At 74.1% G+C, this 16,446-nt stretch carries 10 protein-coding genes; 6 read left to right on the top strand and 4 right to left on the bottom strand.

Features of this window, described 5'->3' with window-relative positions; all coding sequences use genetic code 11:
- Nucleotides 1-12 precede the first annotated feature (12 nt).
- From A2U95_RS13795 to A2U95_RS13785, 3 genes are read left to right on the top strand one after another with little or no spacing between them, the layout of a single operon-like run.
- Nucleotides 13-540 (top strand): GNAT family N-acetyltransferase, encoded by a 528-nt coding sequence (locus A2U95_RS13795; RefSeq protein ID WP_166022395.1) that lies wholly within the window; start codon nucleotides 13-15, stop codon nucleotides 538-540.
- A complete protein-coding gene (locus tag A2U95_RS13790) occupies nucleotides 537-2,354 on the top strand; it encodes an IucA/IucC family protein (RefSeq protein ID WP_166022394.1) in 1,818 nt (605 codons plus the stop codon). The genes A2U95_RS13795 and A2U95_RS13790 overlap by 4 nt, the downstream gene beginning before the upstream one ends.
- Nucleotides 2,351-3,934 carry an MFS transporter gene (locus A2U95_RS13785; RefSeq protein ID WP_166022393.1) on the top strand — a complete coding sequence of 528 codons (1,584 nt, stop codon included), beginning with the start codon at nucleotides 2,351-2,353 and terminating at the stop codon, nucleotides 3,932-3,934. The genes A2U95_RS13790 and A2U95_RS13785 overlap by 4 nt, the downstream gene beginning before the upstream one ends.
- Before the next feature lie 176 nt (nucleotides 3,935-4,110).
- Here the strand turns inward: A2U95_RS13785 and A2U95_RS13780 are convergent, their stop codons facing one another.
- The 3 genes from A2U95_RS13780 to A2U95_RS13770 form a co-directional block, all read right to left on the bottom strand.
- The gene (locus A2U95_RS13780; RefSeq protein ID WP_166022392.1) at nucleotides 4,111-5,895 is read right to left on the bottom strand and encodes an adenylyl cyclase; all 1,785 of its coding nucleotides are present in this window, start codon (nucleotides 5,893-5,895) and stop codon (nucleotides 4,111-4,113) included.
- Nucleotides 5,896-6,172: 277 nt separating this feature from the next.
- Nucleotides 6,173-7,108, bottom strand: a complete 936-nt coding sequence (locus A2U95_RS13775; RefSeq protein WP_166022391.1) for an oxygenase MpaB family protein — start codon at nucleotides 7,106-7,108, stop codon at nucleotides 6,173-6,175.
- Between the two features lie 223 nt (nucleotides 7,109-7,331).
- Nucleotides 7,332-7,730, bottom strand: a complete 399-nt coding sequence (locus A2U95_RS13770) for a nuclear transport factor 2 family protein (protein WP_166022390.1) — start codon at nucleotides 7,728-7,730, stop codon at nucleotides 7,332-7,334.
- A gap of 187 nt (nucleotides 7,731-7,917) precedes the next feature.
- Between A2U95_RS13770 and A2U95_RS13765 the strand changes: the two genes are divergently transcribed.
- Complete coding sequence (locus A2U95_RS13765; RefSeq protein ID WP_206282977.1) at nucleotides 7,918-10,983, top strand: AfsR/SARP family transcriptional regulator; 3,066 nt, start codon at nucleotides 7,918-7,920, stop codon at nucleotides 10,981-10,983.
- A 25-nt stretch (nucleotides 10,984-11,008) separates the two neighbouring features.
- Here the strand turns inward: A2U95_RS13765 and A2U95_RS13760 are convergent, their stop codons facing one another.
- Nucleotides 11,009-11,281, bottom strand: coding sequence for a hypothetical protein (locus A2U95_RS13760; RefSeq protein WP_166020155.1), 273 nt, complete (start codon nucleotides 11,279-11,281; stop codon nucleotides 11,009-11,011).
- 277 nt (nucleotides 11,282-11,558) lie between these two features.
- Between A2U95_RS13760 and A2U95_RS13755 the strand changes: the two genes are divergently transcribed.
- Nucleotides 11,559-12,887 carry a helix-turn-helix domain-containing protein gene (locus A2U95_RS13755; RefSeq protein ID WP_166022389.1) on the top strand — a complete coding sequence of 443 codons (1,329 nt, stop codon included), beginning with the start codon at nucleotides 11,559-11,561 and terminating at the stop codon, nucleotides 12,885-12,887.
- Nucleotides 12,888-13,009: 122 nt separating this feature from the next.
- Nucleotides 13,010-16,446: non-ribosomal peptide synthetase (locus A2U95_RS32720; protein WP_240957466.1), on the top strand; the 3,437-nt coding region annotated here is incomplete at its 3' end.

The following is a 16,446-nucleotide window of genomic DNA, read 5'->3' as shown; positions in this document are numbered from 1 at the left end:
CCCTTGGGGACGATGACGCTGCACCCGCTGGAGCCGGCCCGGGAGGCCGCCCGGCTGCACGCCTGGCTGACCGACCCCAAGGCCGCCTACTGGATGATGGGGGACCTGAGCGCCGCCGAGATCGTCGAGGCGTACGAGGCGATCGTCCGCCATCCGCACCACGACGCCTTCCTCGGCGCCCTGGACGGCGAGTTCTGCTTCCTCGTCGAGCGCTACGACCCCGCCCGGGTCGAACTCGCCGGACTCTACGAGGCCCGCCCCGGTGACGTCGGCATGCACTTCCTGTGCGCGCCGGCCGGCTCCCCCCGCCACGGTTTCACCCGGTCCGTCATCACCACGGTGATGGCCTTCCTCTTCGACGACCCCGCCACGCGCCGCGTCGTCGTGGAACCGGACGTCCGCAACACCGCCGTCCACGCCCTCAACGCCTTCGTCGGATTCGTCCCCGAGGGCCCACTCGTCAAGCCCGAGAAGACCGCCCTGCTCAGCTTCTGCACCAGGGAACAGTTCGCGGCCGCCACCGAAGGAGTCCACGCATGACCGCCGCCCAGCCCCACCGGGCCGCCCCCGCCGCCCTGGACCAGGTCGCCCACCTGCGCCCCGAGCTGTGGGCGGCCGCCAACCGGGCGCTGGTCCGCAAGGCCCTCGCGGAGTTCGCCCACGAGCGGCTGCTGACCCCCGAACCCACCGGTGACGGACGGTACATCGTGCGTTCCGACGACGGCGGGACCGAGTACCGCTTCGCCGCCCGGCTGATGGCCCTGGACCACTGGCAGATCGACGCCGCCTCCCTCACCCGGCACCGGTCCGGTGCCGAGGTGCCGCTGGACGCCCTGGACCTGGTGATCGAACTGCGCGCGACGCTCGGCCTGAGCGAGGAGGTGCTGCCGGTCTACCTGGAGGAGATCGGCTCCACCCTCTCGTCCGCCGCCTACAAGCTCTCCCGGCCGGCGCCGGACGCCGGGGAGCTGGTGACCGCCGACTTCCAGACCGTCGAGGCGAGCATGACCGAGGGACACCCGGGCTTCGTCGCCAACAACGGCAGGATCGGCTTCGCCATCGAGGAGTTCCACGCCTACGCCCCCGAGGCCGCGGCGCCGGTCCGTCTGATGTGGCTGGCCGCGCACCGCGAGCGCGCCACCTTCACCTCCTGCGCGGACGTCGACTACGACGGCCTGATGGAGCAGGAACTGGGCGCGGACGGGCGGGCGCGGCTCGAGGGGGTACTCACCGGCCTCGGGCTCGACCCCGCGGACTACCTGCTCTTCCCCGCCCACCCCTGGCAGTGGGCGAACAAGCTGGCCGTCACCTTCGCCGGCGAGATCGCCACCCGGCACCTGGTCCCGCTCGGGGAGAGCGAGGACCTCTACCAGGCCCAGCAGTCCATCCGCACCTTCTTCAACACCAGCCGCCCCGACCGGCACTACGTGAAGACGGCCATGTCCGTCCTCAACATGGGCTTCATGCGCGGCCTCTCGGCCGCGTACATGGAGGCGACGCCGGCCATCAACGACTGGCTGGCCGAGCTGATCGCCACCGATCCCGTGCTGCGCGGCACCGGCCTGACGATCATCAGAGAGCGTGCCGCCATCGGGTACCGCGACCCTCGGCTCGAGGCGGCCACCGACCGCTACTCGCCGTACCGCAAGATGCTGGCCGCGCTGTGGCGGGAGAGCCCGGTGCCCTCGCTCGCGCCGGGCGAGCGCGTGTTCACCATGGCCGCCCTGCTGCACTGCGACCGCGACGGCAGGTCCTTCGCCGCTGCCCTGATCTCCGCCTGCGGCCTGTCTCCCGAGCGGTGGCTGCGGCGGTACCTCGACGCCTACCTCGTGCCGCTGCTGCACAGCTTCTACGCCCACGACCTCGCGTTCATGCCGCACGGGGAGAACGTCATCCTCGTCCTCGACGACGCGGGCACGGTCGTGCGCGCGGTGTTCAAGGACATCGCCGAGGAGATCGTGGTGATGGACCCGGAGGCCGACCTGCCGCCCGCCGTGCGGCGCATCAGGGCCGACGTCCCCGAGGACATGCGGCTGCTGTCCATCTTCACCGACGTCTTCGACGGCTTCCTCCGCTACCTGGCCGCGCTCCTGGACGAGGCCGGAACGCTCCCCGAGGACCGCTTCTGGGAGACGGTGGCCCGGTGCGTCGCCGACTACCAGGACTCCGTGCCCCACCTCGCCGAGAGGTTCCGGCGCCACGACCCCTTCGTGAAGACCTTCGCGCTCTCCTGCCTCAACCGCCTGCAGCTGCGCAACAACCGCCAGATGGTCGACCTCGCCGATCCCTCGGCGGCCCTGCAGCTGGTCGGCGAACTGACCAACCCCATCGCCCGGTTCGCCCCGGTCCGATGACGACGGGCGTCTCCTCGGACGGGCGGGCGGCCCCGGCGGTGCGCGCGGACCGGCGCGGTGCGGTCCTCGGCGTGATCTGCCTGGTGCAACTGGTCGTGGTCCTGGACAACTCGGTGCTGACGGTGGCGGTGCCCACGCTCTCCCGCGAGCTGGACGCCTCGATGGCCGCGATCCAGTGGGTGGTCAACGCCTATCCACTGGCCCAGGCGGGTCTGCTGCTGGCCGCCGGCGCCGCCGCCGACCGCTACGGACGGCGGCGGCTGCTGCTGACCGGGCTCGCGCTCTTCGGCCTGTGCTCCCTGGCGGCCGGACTGTGCCAGGACGCCGGACAGCTCGTCGCCGCCCGGGCCGGCATGGGGATGGGCGGCGCACTGATCACGTGCACCACCCTCGCGGTGCTCATCCAGGTGTTCCCCGAGGGGGAACGGGGCCGGGCCATCGGCATCTGGGCGGCGGTCAACGGCCTGGGGTTCGCGGCCGGGCCGCCCCTCGGCGGACTGATCCTCTCCCACCTCCCGTGGGGGGCGATCTTCCTGGTCAACGTGCCGGTGGCTCTCGTGGGGCTGGCCGCCGCCCGGTGGCTGATCCCCGAGTCGCGGCGGGAAGGAGCGGGCCGCCCGGACGTGCCGGGGGCGGTGCTGTCCGCCGTCGGCGTCGTCGCGCTGGTGCACGCGGTCACCTCCTGGCCTGAGCACGGCGCCGTCTCCCTGCCGGTGCTCGCCGCCACCGGGACGGCGGTGGCGGCGCTCACCGCACTCGTGGTGTGGGAACGGCGCTGCGCCGACCCGGTGCTGGCGCCCCAGCTCTTCCGCAGCGCCCGGTTCACCGGCGCGGTCACCGGGGTCCTGCTGATCACCTTCGGCAGCGCGGGAGCGCTGTTCCTGCTCGCGCAGCAACTGCAGTACGTCCGGGGCTACACCGCCCTGGAGGCCGGCCTCTGCACCGCGCCCTTCCCGCTGAGCGTCGTGCTGCTCAACATCCGGGGACTGGCACCCAGGATGATCGCCAGGCTGGGCGAGGTCCGCGCCGTGGCCCTCGGCATGGGATCGCTGGCCTGCGGTTTCGCCGTGGCGGGAGTTCTGGACCGGGGCGGCTACCCGGTCCTGCTGACGGGCCTGCTGCTGATGGGCCTGGGCTGCGCCCTCGCCAATCCGGCCATCGTCGAGGCGGTGATGGGTTCGATTCCCCCGGACCGGGCGGGCTCGGGCGCGGCCGTGGACGGCACCGTGGGAGAGGTCGGCGGCAGCCTGGGGGTGGCGGTGCTCGGCGCGGTCCTCAGCAGCCGGCTCGCCGCGCTGCAGCCGCAGACCGCCGACGCGGCCTCGCTGACCGCGGCCCTGGAGGCGGCGGGTCCGGAGGACGGCGCCGCCGTCCTCGGCGCCTTCGCGGCAGCGGCGCGCACCGGACAGATGTACGGGGTGGCGGCCGTCATGGCGGGCGGACTGGTGACCGCCTACCTCCTGCGCCGCGCCGGGCTCCGCGACGGACCACGGGGCGGCCCGGCGCCCCGTGACGACGACCCGGCGCCCCGTGGCGTGGCGGGGCCCCGTGGCGTGGCGGAGCCCCTTCGCCAGGGCTGACCCGGGGGTGAACCCGTCCGGCATCCGGCACGGCCGGGCCGCGCGCCCGCTCACGCGGTCCACCGCCTGCCCCCCGCCTCCTCGTGGCCGGACCCGTCGCCGCGCCGGGAGGGTGGCGGGGAGCGCGCGTCGCCCGGCCCGCCGCCCTCCCGGCCGTCATCGGTCCGTCCGGCCGGTCAGGCCGTGCCGACGCCGTTCGAGTAGGACTTCATCCAGTGGAGCGCGAACCCGTTGGTGACGGGGTCGCCCGCGTCGTTCACGGTGTGCAGGATGCCGCCGCCGCCCGGGCCGTTGAGGCAGGCCGTCACCAGCGAGGTGAGGACGACGCCCGGGGTGTCGGGCACCTCGAAGGCACGGTCGGTGTAGATGTCCGCGTTGAGGTTGAAGAACGCGTAGCTGCCCAGTCCCCAGGCCTTGTGGTCCCGGACGTCGTCGGCGACCTTGTAGGCGGCGTAGCCGTTGGTGGAGCCGCGCCGCCAGGCCGTCTGGGTCGGGACGTCGTAGGGGTGCTCGTTCTGGAAGAAGTAGGTGCGGCCCTTCTCGCCGTTCCAGATGACCTCGTGGTCCTGGTAGTGCTCGACGAAGAGACCGTAGGCGGTGACCCGGTCGCCGTTGACGAGGAAGCCGACACCGGCGGGGTTGACCGACCAGCCGACCATGCCGTCGAGGCCGTGGTCGCCGCGCCAGGCCCAGATGTGGTCGGTGATCACGTCGTTGCTGTCGATCTGGATGCTGACCGCGGCGCCACCGGGGACCGAGCCGCCGATGCGCGCGAAGACGTCGAACAGCACGGTGGGCCGGTGTGCGTGGCTCCTGCGACTGCGGCCGTGGCCGACCCGCATCAGCACGGGGGAGTTCGCGGACGCCGCCTCCAGCATGAGGCCGGCCACGGTGACGTCGTCCACGTCGGCCACCTCGACGAGCATGTTGTCGTCGACCGCCTGGAGCGTGGCCACCCCGAGGCCGAGGACCACGGTGCCGGGCCGGGTGACCCGCAGCGGCTCGGTCAGCCGGTAGACGCCGGGCGTGAGCAGCAGGTGCTTCCCGGCGGCGAGCGCCCGGTTGATCCGCGCGGCGGAGTCGCCCGGACGGGCGACGTGGAACCTCGTCAGGGGGATGCGGTGGCCGGCGGCCGGCCCGGCCTCCCAGGTGGTGCCGCTGACGTCACGCCGCAGCGCGGGCACGAAGACCTGGTAGGCGCCCCGGCGGTCGACGGTCAGGAACGGCTTCTCCCGGATGACCGGGGTGCGGTCCAGCGTCGTGACGGGCGGCGACGGGTAGGAGGTGGCGGGCGCCCCCCGGACGCCGAGGAAGACCATGTTCCACTGGGCGTCCTTCCAGCTGCCGATGGTGTCGTTGCGTGACAGCCACTGCTGCTGTGAGCCCGCGTTGATCGTGCCGGTCACCAGGGTGTCGGCCAGGAAGCCGCCGCTGGACCACCCGTTGCCGGGCGGGCTCGGCATCAGGATCATGTCCCCCTTGACGTGGCACCGGCGCATCGGCGCCGCCTGGGAGACGGCCCAGCGGTCCAGGCCGTCCGGCGGCACGACGGTCACGTTCTCGCAGGCCCGCCAGAAGTTCTGGGTGGCGTTGCCCTCGAACCACTGCGCGTCGGCGGTCACGTGGCCGTTGATCACGACGTCCTCGGGGCTGTCGCCGAGCCCGAGCACGTGGGTGTAGAAGCCGACGTTGATCTCGACCTCGTAGGTGCCGGGCATGAACGCCAGGGCGAACCGCTCGGTGCCGAACTGGTTGGCCTCCTGGATCGCGAAGACGGCGTCGATCCGCTCCTGGATGGCGGCGTCGCCCATCGAGGGGTCGAACACGAGGACGTTCGGCCCCAGGCCGGCCGTCCGGTGGTGAGCGGCGCCCAGGTCGCCCGGGCCGGACGCGAAGGCGGATCCTGCGGCTGCGCCGCCCAGCGGCACCGCTGCGGCGGCGGCCGCCGCTCCGCGGAGCATGGCACGACGAGAGGGAATCACGGACACGGCTCTCCCTGCATGTGGTGGGGCACGACGGATCACGGCTGGTCCTCAACCGTTCTGAGAGCGCTCTCAGACCGGGAGTGAATCACTGCCGGTACGCAGCGTCAATGACGAGGGAGCCCGTAACAGCACTCGGCACGGCGGGAGTTGGCTCCCCGCCCCTCCCCCGCGCCGGGAGCGCCCCGGCAGCGCGCACCGGTGACACCGGGCGGTCGGGGCCGAGGGGGTCCCGCGGTGCGGCGCGGGTGACCGGTCAGTCCACCGGGTCCGCGGCGATGCCGCCCGGGGCGGGCCGGCCGTGGCGAGGGACCGGGCAGCCGCGCAGGCCCGGGGTGGGGAAGGTGCCGAGGTCCTCGAGACGGTAGCCGGAGGGGTAGCCCGGATAGCTCCTGATCTCCGGGTTCTGGCGGGCGTGGTGCGGGCGGCGGCGGGGCGGGAGCAGCCGGACGGCCCGGGCGCGCAGGCGGAGGAGGCCGTGGACGAGGGCGCCGACGGCCGGGTGGGGGCGGGGGTAGCGGAAGGCGCGGCGCAGCGGCTCGTCGAGGAGGGACACGGTGGCGGCGCGCAACAGCGGGGCGAGGGGGCGCGGATACCAGGAGGCCATCAGGGCGAGGGTGGCGTCCGAGACCTGGCGGGAGCGCTCGTCCCAGGCGAAGTGCGCGGCCTCGTAGGAGTCGAGGAAGTCCTCGAACTCCTCGTAGGTGCGGGGGATCTCCTTGATGCCCATGTGCTTGCCGAGCGTGCGGTAGTAGTTGGCGGTGGCCCGGCGTTCGTGCTCGGTGAGCGGGCGCCAGCCGAAGGAGTCCAGCCAGCGGGCCGGTGTCACCACGAACGTGCACAGCACGTACCGCATGTCGTCGTCGGAGATGTCGTAGCCGCGGTGCATGCGGTTGACGCGGCGGACGGCGGTACGGCCTTCCTCGCTGTCGAAGCCGTGCTCCACGACGGCGTCCAGCAGGAGGGAGGTGTCGTCGTACCGCTTCTGGGAGCGGTCGGTCATCTCCGCCGTCCCGGCCAGTAGCCGGCCGATGGAGGGGACGGCGTAGGTGCGGTAGAGGGCGAGTTCCAGTGCGCGGGTGTGGTCCCAGGAGAACTCGTAGGCGGCGATGAGGCGGTAGATGGCGAGGAAGTCCCGTTCGGGGTCGAGTCGCTGGATCTCCTTGAGCCGGTCGTAGCGCTTCCCGCCCACCTCGGTCGTCCCTCCGTCGCCGTGACCCGAACGCCAACTGTAGGGGGTCGAGGGGGAAGGGGTTCTTCGTCGGGGTGGGTGGGAGTGGCCGCGGTCGGGGGATGCCCCGGCCGGCCTTCTCGCCGGGCGTGCCGTCCGCGCCGTGCCGCGGCAGGAGGCCACCGGGGCCGCTGCCGTCACGGGCCGGTACGGGCCGCCGTCGGCGACGCGGTCGGGCCGGGCCCTACGGCGTGGTGTGGTAGTAGCGGGTGCACTCGCTGACCATGCCGTCGTCGGCGATGCGGAAGACGTCGACGAAGCGCGTGCACGGGTGACGGGAGTCCGGGACGACGCGCCGGCCGGCGGCGACCACGCTGCGGTCGGCGGCGACGAGGTGGTCGATCTCGTGGCGGGTCCGGCCGGTGCTGTGGCGGAGGTGGGCGCGGACGGCCTCGGCGCGGCCGTGGACGGGCGGCATGCCGGGCAGTTCCAGGACCACGCGTTCGTGCATCAGGGAGGCACAGGAGTCCGCGTCGCCGGCGTCGAGGTAGTCGTAGACCAGGCGGACGTGGTCCACGCCTGCGGCTGTGATCAGGTCGGTCGTTGCGGAGTGGGCGGCTGCCGGGTGGTCGTGACTCGTCATCGGGCTGTACCCCTTTCGTTCTCCGCCCCGAGTCTGGGCGGCGCGGCCAACTCTTCGCTATCGCAGCACTATCCCCCCTCGGTATATGCACGGCATGGACAGGAGAGTGACGAATGTGGAGACTGTTCGAAACTTCTCCTGCCTCGTCAACTCATGTGTCTCGCTGGGGGATCCGTTGGCCGACCTCATGGCGGAGGAAGAGCAGGGCGTCCCTCCGGCGCCACGCCCGTCCTTCCGGATCCTCGGACCGCTGCAGGTGCACGGGACCGGCGGTCCGCTGCGGGTGCCGCCCGGCCGCCAGGAGGTGATCCTCGCCGCGCTGCTGCTGGAGGCCAACCGGGTGGTCGGCACCGGTTACCTGGTCGACCTCATCTGGGAGGACGTTCCGCCGGAGACCGCCCGCACCCAGGTGCAGATCTGCGTGTCGCGGCTGCGGAAGCTGCTGGCCGGTGCGGACGCGGAGGTCTCGATCACCACCCGGGCTCCCGGATACGTGCTGCACACCGACGAGCGGAACGTGGACGCCGCGCTGTTCACGGCGGGGGTGTCACGGGCCAGGCGGCTGCGGGAGCGGGGCGAGACGGAACGGTCCGTGGAGGAGCTGAGGGCGGCGGTGGCCCTGTGGCAGGGGGACTGCCTGCCGGGACTGGACAGCGGTCCGCTCGCGAACAAGGCGCGGCAGCTCAACGAGGAACGGCTCACCGCCGTCGAGCTGCGGATCCAGCTGGAACTCGCACTGGGGCGGCACGACCGGCTGGTGGGCGAGCTGCAGATGCTCACCCACGAGCACCCCCTGCGGGAGAGGCTGCGCGGGCAGCTGATGCAGGCGCTGTACTGGTCGGGCCGGCAGGCCGAGGCGCTCGAGGTGTTCCGCACGGGGCGGCGGCTGCTCGACGAGGAGCTCGGGCTGGAGCCGGGCCGGGAACTCAGGGAGCTGGAGTCGGCGATCCTCACGGGCACGCTCGCCCCGCCCGCCGGCCCCACGTCCGCCGTCCCGGCGCCCGCCGGTCCCTCGCCCGCCGGTCCCTCGCAGGCCGGCGAGGAGCGGGCCGCGCAGGCGCGGCCCCGTGCCGGCGGAGAGGCCCGGCAGGAGGAGCCCCCGGCGCCGGCCGGGCCCTCCGGGCAGGAGGCCGTGCCGCATCAGCTTCCGGCGGCGACCGCCGACTTCGTGGCGGACGCGGCGCAGCTGGCTGCGCTCGAGGAGGCGCTGACCGGAGGGCCGGAGCGGACAGCGGTGGGGCTGGCGGCGGTCACCGGGAAGCCGGGCACCGGCAAGTCGGCCCTGGCCGTCCAGGTGGCGCACCGGTTGTCGGACTCGGCGTTCCCGGACGGGCAGCTCTACTGCGATCTGCGGGGGACGACCGGGGCCCCGGTCGCTCCGGTGGAGGTGCTGGGGCGTTTCCTGAGGGCGCTGGGCATTCCGGGGCAGCTGGTCCCGGAGTCGCTGGACGAGCGGGCGGAGATGTACCGGTCGAGGCTGGCGTCGCGCCGGGTGCTGGTGGTGCTGGACGACGCGGCGAGCGAGCGGCAGGTGCTGCCGCTGCTGCCGGGGAGCCGTCGCTGCGCGGTGCTGGTCACCAGCCGGGCCCGGCTGACGGCGTTACCGGGAGCGCACCGCGTGGAGCTGGACGTGCTGGGTGAGGACCGGGCGCTGGAGCTGCTGGCCCGGATCGTCGGACGGGAGCGGGTGGCGGCGGAGGCGGTGGCGGCGGAGGCGCTGGTGCGCACGGTCGGCCGGCTGCCGCTGGCCCTGCGCATCGTGGCGGCGCGGCTGGCGGCGCGGCCGCACTGGTCGCTGGCGTCGATGGTGCAGCGGCTGGCCGACGAGCGGCACCGGCTGGACGAGCTGGCGCACGGCGAGATGACGATGCGGGCGAGCCTGGCCCTGACGTACGACGGGCTTGCCCCGCAGGACCGCCGGCTGCTGCGGCTGCTGAGCATGGCCCAGGCGCCGACCCTGCCGAGCTGGCTGGCGGGCGCGCTCCTGGACGACGGCCGGCCCTTCCCGTCGGACCTGATGGAGCCGCTGGTCGACGTGCAGATGCTGGACGTCGCCGGGGTGGAGCGGAGCGGTGGTTTCCGGTACCGCTTCCACGAGATCATCCGGGTGTACGCGCGGGAGCAGCTGGCGTTCGACCCGCCCGGGGAGCGGGGGGTGGCGCTGGCCCGGATGGGCGGCGGGTGGATGTACCTCGCGCAGCAGGCCCACCGGAAGCTGTACGGCGGGGACTTCACCGTGCTGCACGGCGACGCCCCGCGCTGGGAGCCGCCGGCCGTGTACACGCAGGAACTGCTGGGGGATCCGCTGTCCTGGCTGGAGGCCGAGCAGGCCGCCCTGTGCCGCATGGTGGAGCACGCGGCCGAGGAAGGGCTGCACGACCTGTGCTGGGACCTGGCGACGACGCTGGTCACGCTGTTCGAGGTGAGGGGCCTGTACGACCTCTGGGAGCAGACGCATCTGTGCGCGCTGGCGGCGGCCCGCAAGGCGGGCAACCTGCGGGGCACGGCGGCGGTGCGGGCCTCGCTCGGCTCGCTGTACATGAGCCGCAGCCAGTTCGACGCGGCGCGGCAGGCGCTGAACTCGGCGCTGGACGTCTTCCAGGCGCTGGACGAGCCGACGGGCGAGGCCCTGTGCCGCCGGGACCTGGCCCTGATCGCCCGGACGGGTGGCGACGACGCGTCGGCGCTGGAGCTGTACGCGCGGTCGCTGGCGGACTTCGACCGGGCGGGGGACGTGGTGGGGCGGGCGATCGTGCTGACGCAGAGCGCCCACATCCGGATGCGCCGCGGCGAGTTCGAGGCGGCGCAGACCCAGCTGGACGAGGCCCTGGACACGTACGACGCGGTGGGTTACGCCGGCGGCCGGGCGCGGACGCTGCGGCGGGTCGGCCAGTTGCTGCTGCAGCAGGGCAAGTGCGATCTGGCGGTGCTGACCTTCACGGAGGTGCTGGAGCTGTGCCGGGACTCCGGCGACGTGATCGGCGAGGGGCACCTGCTGCGCGACCTGGGGCACGCGTTCTTCGTGATGGGCCGGCCCGATCGCGCCAGGGACTTCTTCGACCGGGCCGTGACCGCCCGGGAGCGGGTCATGGATTTCGGCGGGGGCGCGCTGGCGCGCCTGGACCTGGCGCGGCTGCTGGAGGGGGAGCCGGGGCGTGCCCGGGAACTGCTGGCCCCGGCGGTGGAGGTGTTCCAGGACCGGGGGATGGTCCGTGAGCTGACGGAGGCGCGGCGGCTGCTCGCCGCGGGATGAGACCGGCGGGCCGGCCGCGGCCGGGTCAGTCCCAGGGGTTGTTGTCGGTGGTGCCGCCCGTGCCGCCCGTGCTCCCCGTTCCCGTGCCGCCGGTGCTTCCCGTGCCGCCGGTGGTGGCGCCGGTGTCGCCTTCGTCGGTGGTGGTGTCGCCACCGGCGGCGGTGGCGACGACCGCGGTGCCCGGGCCCGTGGTTCCGGCGGCCCAGCCGGTCTGGGCGCCGGCGGCGGCGAGGAGCACGATCAGCGCGGAGGCGACGGTGGCGCGGAGGGCGTTGCGGGGAGCGGCGGTGTGCGACATGGGGTGCTTCCTCTCGGTGGTGGCGGCCGTTTCCGGCTGACGACCACAAAGCTAGGAAGAGGCGGATTCACGGCACCGTCCGCTGCCTTATCACCCCGCTATCACGGCCCGGTGTCCGCCGTCCCGGCGTGAAAGCCGCCGTCGCGGGGCACCGCCGCGGGTCGGCTCAGCCGCCGGCGGACGGCCCGTGAGGGGTTAGCGGCGGGATGGCTCCTGGATAGGCCGCGTGCCGACCATGGCCGGCAGACCTTCCTGAACCGACCAGCAGGAGCTGCACATGACGAACGGCCTTGCTTCTCAGGACACCGCCCCCGCCGCCGTCGCGCTCGGCGCCCTGATCCTCCAGCACCGGCTGCGCATCGGCCTGACGCAGCGGGAGCTCGCGGACCTCTCCACCATCAGCGTCCGCGCCATACGCGACCTGGAGAAGGGGAAGGCGCAGCGGCCGAGAACCGACACGGTCCGTCTGATCGCCGACGGTCTGCGGCTCGGCCCCCGCGCCCGTGCGGCCCTCGAGGAGGCGGCCCAGCGCGGCCACCGCGGGGGTGTCCGGGCGGCCGTCGAGCGGCCCGCGCCGCCCGTTCCCCTCCATCCGCTGATCGGGCGTGAGGCGGAGTGCGCCGCGGTGGTGGAGGAACTCCGGTCGGGCGCCGAGCGGCTGGTCACGGTCGTGGGGCTGAGCGGTGTGGGCAAGACCCGGCTCGTCCTGGAGGCCGCGGCGCGGCTGCACGACGCGGGCCTGACCGTGCTGTGGCACTCCGCGCCCGGGGAGGCCGCCGACTTCCTCCCGGGCGGCCAGGGTCCTCTCTCCGCGCTCGCGGCCGACTGCGCCTCCTTCCTGCGCGGTGAGGGCCGTGCCGACGACCTGCCCGGCGGGCCGGCCGGGCTGCCCGGCGACCGCGGTGTCGTGCTCGTCCTCGACGGCGCCGACACGGGCGTGCTCGACTTCCACCGGCTGGGCCGCCTGCTGCGCGAGCTGCCCGGGATGCGTCTGCTGGTCACCGCCGACGAGCCGTGGAACGTCCCCGGCGAACGCCTCTTCCTGCTGTCTCCGCTGGACGCTCCCGCGCCGTCCGCCGCGGCCCCCGCCGGCACGGCCGCCTCCCGTTTCTTCCTGGACCAGCTGCGCCGGCTGCGTCCGGGCATCGTCCCCGACGAGCGCGCTCTCGCCGACGTGGCGTGGATCTGCCACCGCCTCGACGGCCATCCGATGTCGCTCGCGGCCGCCGCGTCCTGGCTGGCCGTCTACGACCTGCCCGCCCTGCGCTCCCTCCTGGAGTCGGACCCGTCCCCGCTGCTCGCCCACCTTGCCGACGGCCCGGCCGGTTCCCGGCTCCAGGCCCGGGTGGCGCGCACCGTGGCCGCGCTGCCCGCGCCCTGCCGGGACCTGCTCGCCGAGCTGTGCCGCGACCGGGACGGCGCCTTCCTGCTCGAGGACGTGGTCCGGCTGACCGGCCGTCCGCTGCCCGAGTGCGGCCGCATGCTGCGGGACCTGCTGGTCAGCGGCGTGATCAGGTCCGTCACCGAGGGCACGCTGCCCTCCTTCCGGGTGCTGTGCGTGGTGCGCGCGGTGCTCGGGGCGGCTGCCGTCACGACTGCCGCCTGACTGCCGCGCGGCGGCCTGCTGCTGGCGCTCCCGCCGGAACAACTGCCGCTCCGCGCCCCGGCCGGCCGGTTGTATGGCACTGCCCGCCCCTCCCCCGCCGCCCCCTCACCCAGGAGACCGCCATGCCGTCCGACGCGCTCGCCGCTCCCGCCCCGGCCGCCGCCCGGTTGCCCCTCTCGGCGGCCCAGCGTGACATCTGGACGGCGCACGCCCTCGACCCGTCGGGCCTGAAGTACAACGTGGCCGAATGCCGGGAGATCCTCGGTCCGGTCGACCCCGGGCTGATGGCCGCCGCCTGGCGCCGCCTGGCGGAGGAGGCGGACTTCCTGCGGACCCGCCGGTTCGAGGAGGACGGGGAGCAGGTGTGGCAGGTCGTCGACGCCGGCGCCGGCCACCTCGACCTGCCGTTCACCGACGTGAGCGGGGCGGCCGATCCGGAGGCCGAGGCGTGGCGGCTGGTCGACGAGATGGTCGGCACCCCGTTCGCGCTGGACTCGGAGCCGCCGGTGCGCTGCGCGCTGATCCGGCTGGGCGAGGAACGGTACTTCTACTTCTACGGCTTCCACCACCTGGTCGTGGACGGCGTCGGTGTCGGGCTCGCGCTGACGCGGCTGGTGGAGCTGTACGAGCAGGCGGTCGCCGGCGAGCCGTGGGGGCCGTCCCCGTTCGGCCGGCTCGCCGACCTGCTGGCGGAGGACGCCGAGTTCCGCGGGTCGCGGGAGGCCGCGGCCGAGCGGGCGGCCTGGCGGGAGCACCTCGCCGGGGCGCCGGGCGCCCCCCGCAGTCCGGTCCGGGGCGCCGGCCGGGCCACACCGGCCCACGGCGCTCTGCCGTTCGCCCGGCGCAGCGTGCGGCTCTCCCCCGCCGACGCCGGCCGGCTGCGGGACGCGGCCCGCGCCCAGCGGGTCTCCTGGCCGGTCATGCTGGTGTCCCTGCTCGCCGTGTACCTGCACCGGGTCACCGGGCAGGACGAGCTGGTGGTCGCCCTGCCGGTGACCGGCCGGACCACGCAGACGGCGCGCAGCACCCCCGGCATGATGTCGAACGTGGTGCCGCTGCGGCTGCGGGTGCGCCCCGACGAGCCGTTCGGCGCGCTGGTCCGCTCGGTGTCCGCGGAGGTCAAGCACGGGCTGCGGGGCCAGCGGACCCGTTACGAGGACCTGTGCCGGGACGCCGGCGTCCTGGGAACGGCGCGCCGGCTCGCCACTCCGGTCGTCAACATCATGGGCTTCAACGCGGAGCTGACGGTCTGCGGCAGCCCGACCGTCAACCACAACGTCAGCAACGGCCCGGTCGACGACCTCAGCATCGCCGTGTTCGACCTGGGGGCCGCGCACGGCTTCCGGATCGACTTCGACACGCCGGTCGACGGTGTGGACCCGGACGCCGTCGCCGCCCACCAGGACCGGTTCGCCGCGTTCCTGGCCACGGCCCTGGCACCGGGCGCCGGGGAGCTGGCCGAGCGCGCGACCGCCGACCTGGAGGTGCTGACGGAGGCGGAGCGCGGCCTGCTGCTCGGGGAGTGGGCCGGCGCCACCATCGAGCGGCAGGACACCACGCTGGTGCACCGCTTCCAGCAGCAGGTGGAACGTTTCCCCGGCCGGGTCGCGCTGATCGACGGCGACCGGCGGGTCACCTACCGGGAGCTCGACGCGGCCGCCAACCGCTGGGCCCGCCACCTGCGCGGCCAGGGCCTGGGCCGCGGCGACCTGGCCGGCGTCCTGCTGGAGCGCGGCGCGGACTTCGCCACCGCCCTGATCGCCGTGCTCAAGACCGGCGCCGCCCATGTGCTGCTCGACCCCGACTTCCCCGACGAGCGCCTCCGTTCCGCGGCCGGTGACGCCGGCATCGGCCACCTGGTGACCACTCCACGGCTCGCCGGCCGCCTCGAGGGCCCCTGGGCCGTCCACACGGAGGGGCCGGGAGAACTCGCCTCCCTGGACGCGGGAGACCTCGGCGTCCCGCTCACCCCCGACGACCCGGCCTGCCTGATGTTCACCTCCGGCTCGACCGGCCGGCCCAAGGGCATCCTGTCCTCCCACCGCAACCTGGTGGCCACCCTCGTCGGCCAGGAGTACCTCCCGACCGGCCCGGACGAGGTGTTCCTGCAGTCGTCGCCGGTGTCCTGGGACGCCTTCAGCCTCGAGTTCTGGGGCCCTCTGCTGCACGGCGGGACCACCGTCCTGCAGCCGGGCCAGAAGCCGGAACCGACGCTGGTGAGCGAACTGGCGCGGCGTCACCGCGTCACCACGCTGCTGCTGTCGGCGAGTCTGTTCAACTACCTCACCGACGAGCACCCGGAGACGTTCGACACCGTCACCACCGCCTACACCGTCGGCGAGGCGGCCTCCCCGGCCCACGTCCACAAGCTGCAGCGGCTGCGGCCCGGCATCACCGTCGTCAACGGCTACGGCCCCGCCGAGGTCATGATCTACGCCACGACGCACACCGTCGAGCACGGGCAGCGGCCGCACCCGTCCATCCCCATCGGCTCACCGCTGGCCGACAAGCCGCTGTACGTCCTGGACAGCCGGCTGCGGCTGTGCCCGCCGGGCGCCACCGGCGAGCTGTACGTGGCGGGGGAAGGGCTGGCCCACGGCTATCTCGGCCGTCCGGACCTGACCGCCGCGCGTTTCGTGCCCAATCCGTACGGGCCCGCCGGCAGCCGTCTCTACCGCACCGGCGACCTCGTCCACTTCGACACCGACGGCAACCTCCACTACGAAGGCCGCGCCGACGACCAGATCAAGATCCGCGGCTTCCGCGTCGAACCCGGCGAAATCGAAGCCGCCCTCCTCACCCACCCCGCCATCACCCAGGCCGTCGCCACCGTCCACCAGGGCCGGCTCTCCGCCCACATCGTCACCGACGCGCCCACCGAGGACATCCGCCGCCACCTCGCCGAGCACCTGCCCGACCACCTCGTCCCCACCTACCTCACCGTCCTCGACCGACTCCCCCTCACCCCCAACGGCAAGATCGACAAGCGCGCCCTCCCCGAGCCGGCCGCCGCCTCCCGCACCGGACGCGCACCCCGCACCACCACCGAGAAGACCCTGACCGCACTCTTCGCCCGCACCCTCGACACCCCCGACACCCCCACCATCGACGACGACTTCTTCGTCCTCGGCGGCCACTCCCTCCTCGCCGCCCGCCTCACCAACCACATCGCCACCGCCCTGGACGTCCGCCTCACCGTCCGCGACGTCTTCCAGCACCCCACCCCCGCCCGACTCGCCGAACACATCACCGGCAGGAGGAAGGCGTCCGCCCTGCCCGCCCTCACTCCCGCGTCCCCCACGTCCGGGTTCCCGCCCGCGTCCTTCGCGCAGCGGCGGTTGTGGCTGCTGGCAGACCTGGACGGCGACAGCACCGCCTACAACGTGCCGCTGGCGGTGCGGGTCGACGGGACCGTGGACACGACGGCGCTGGAGGCCGCGCTCGACGACGTCGTCGAACGGCACGCCCCGCTGCGCACCCTGATCGAGACGGTGGACGGCGAGCCGTGCCAGCGGGTCCTGCCGCCGGCCGAGGCGCGCGTGCGGGTCGAGCGGCGCGT

The sequence above is a fragment of the Streptomyces chilikensis genome, from assembly GCF_001642695.1.
Classification (GTDB): domain Bacteria; phylum Actinomycetota; class Actinomycetes; order Streptomycetales; family Streptomycetaceae; genus Streptomyces; species Streptomyces chilikensis.
Note: the sequence above shows the minus strand (reverse complement) of the source record. Positions and strands in the feature narration are given on the sequence as shown.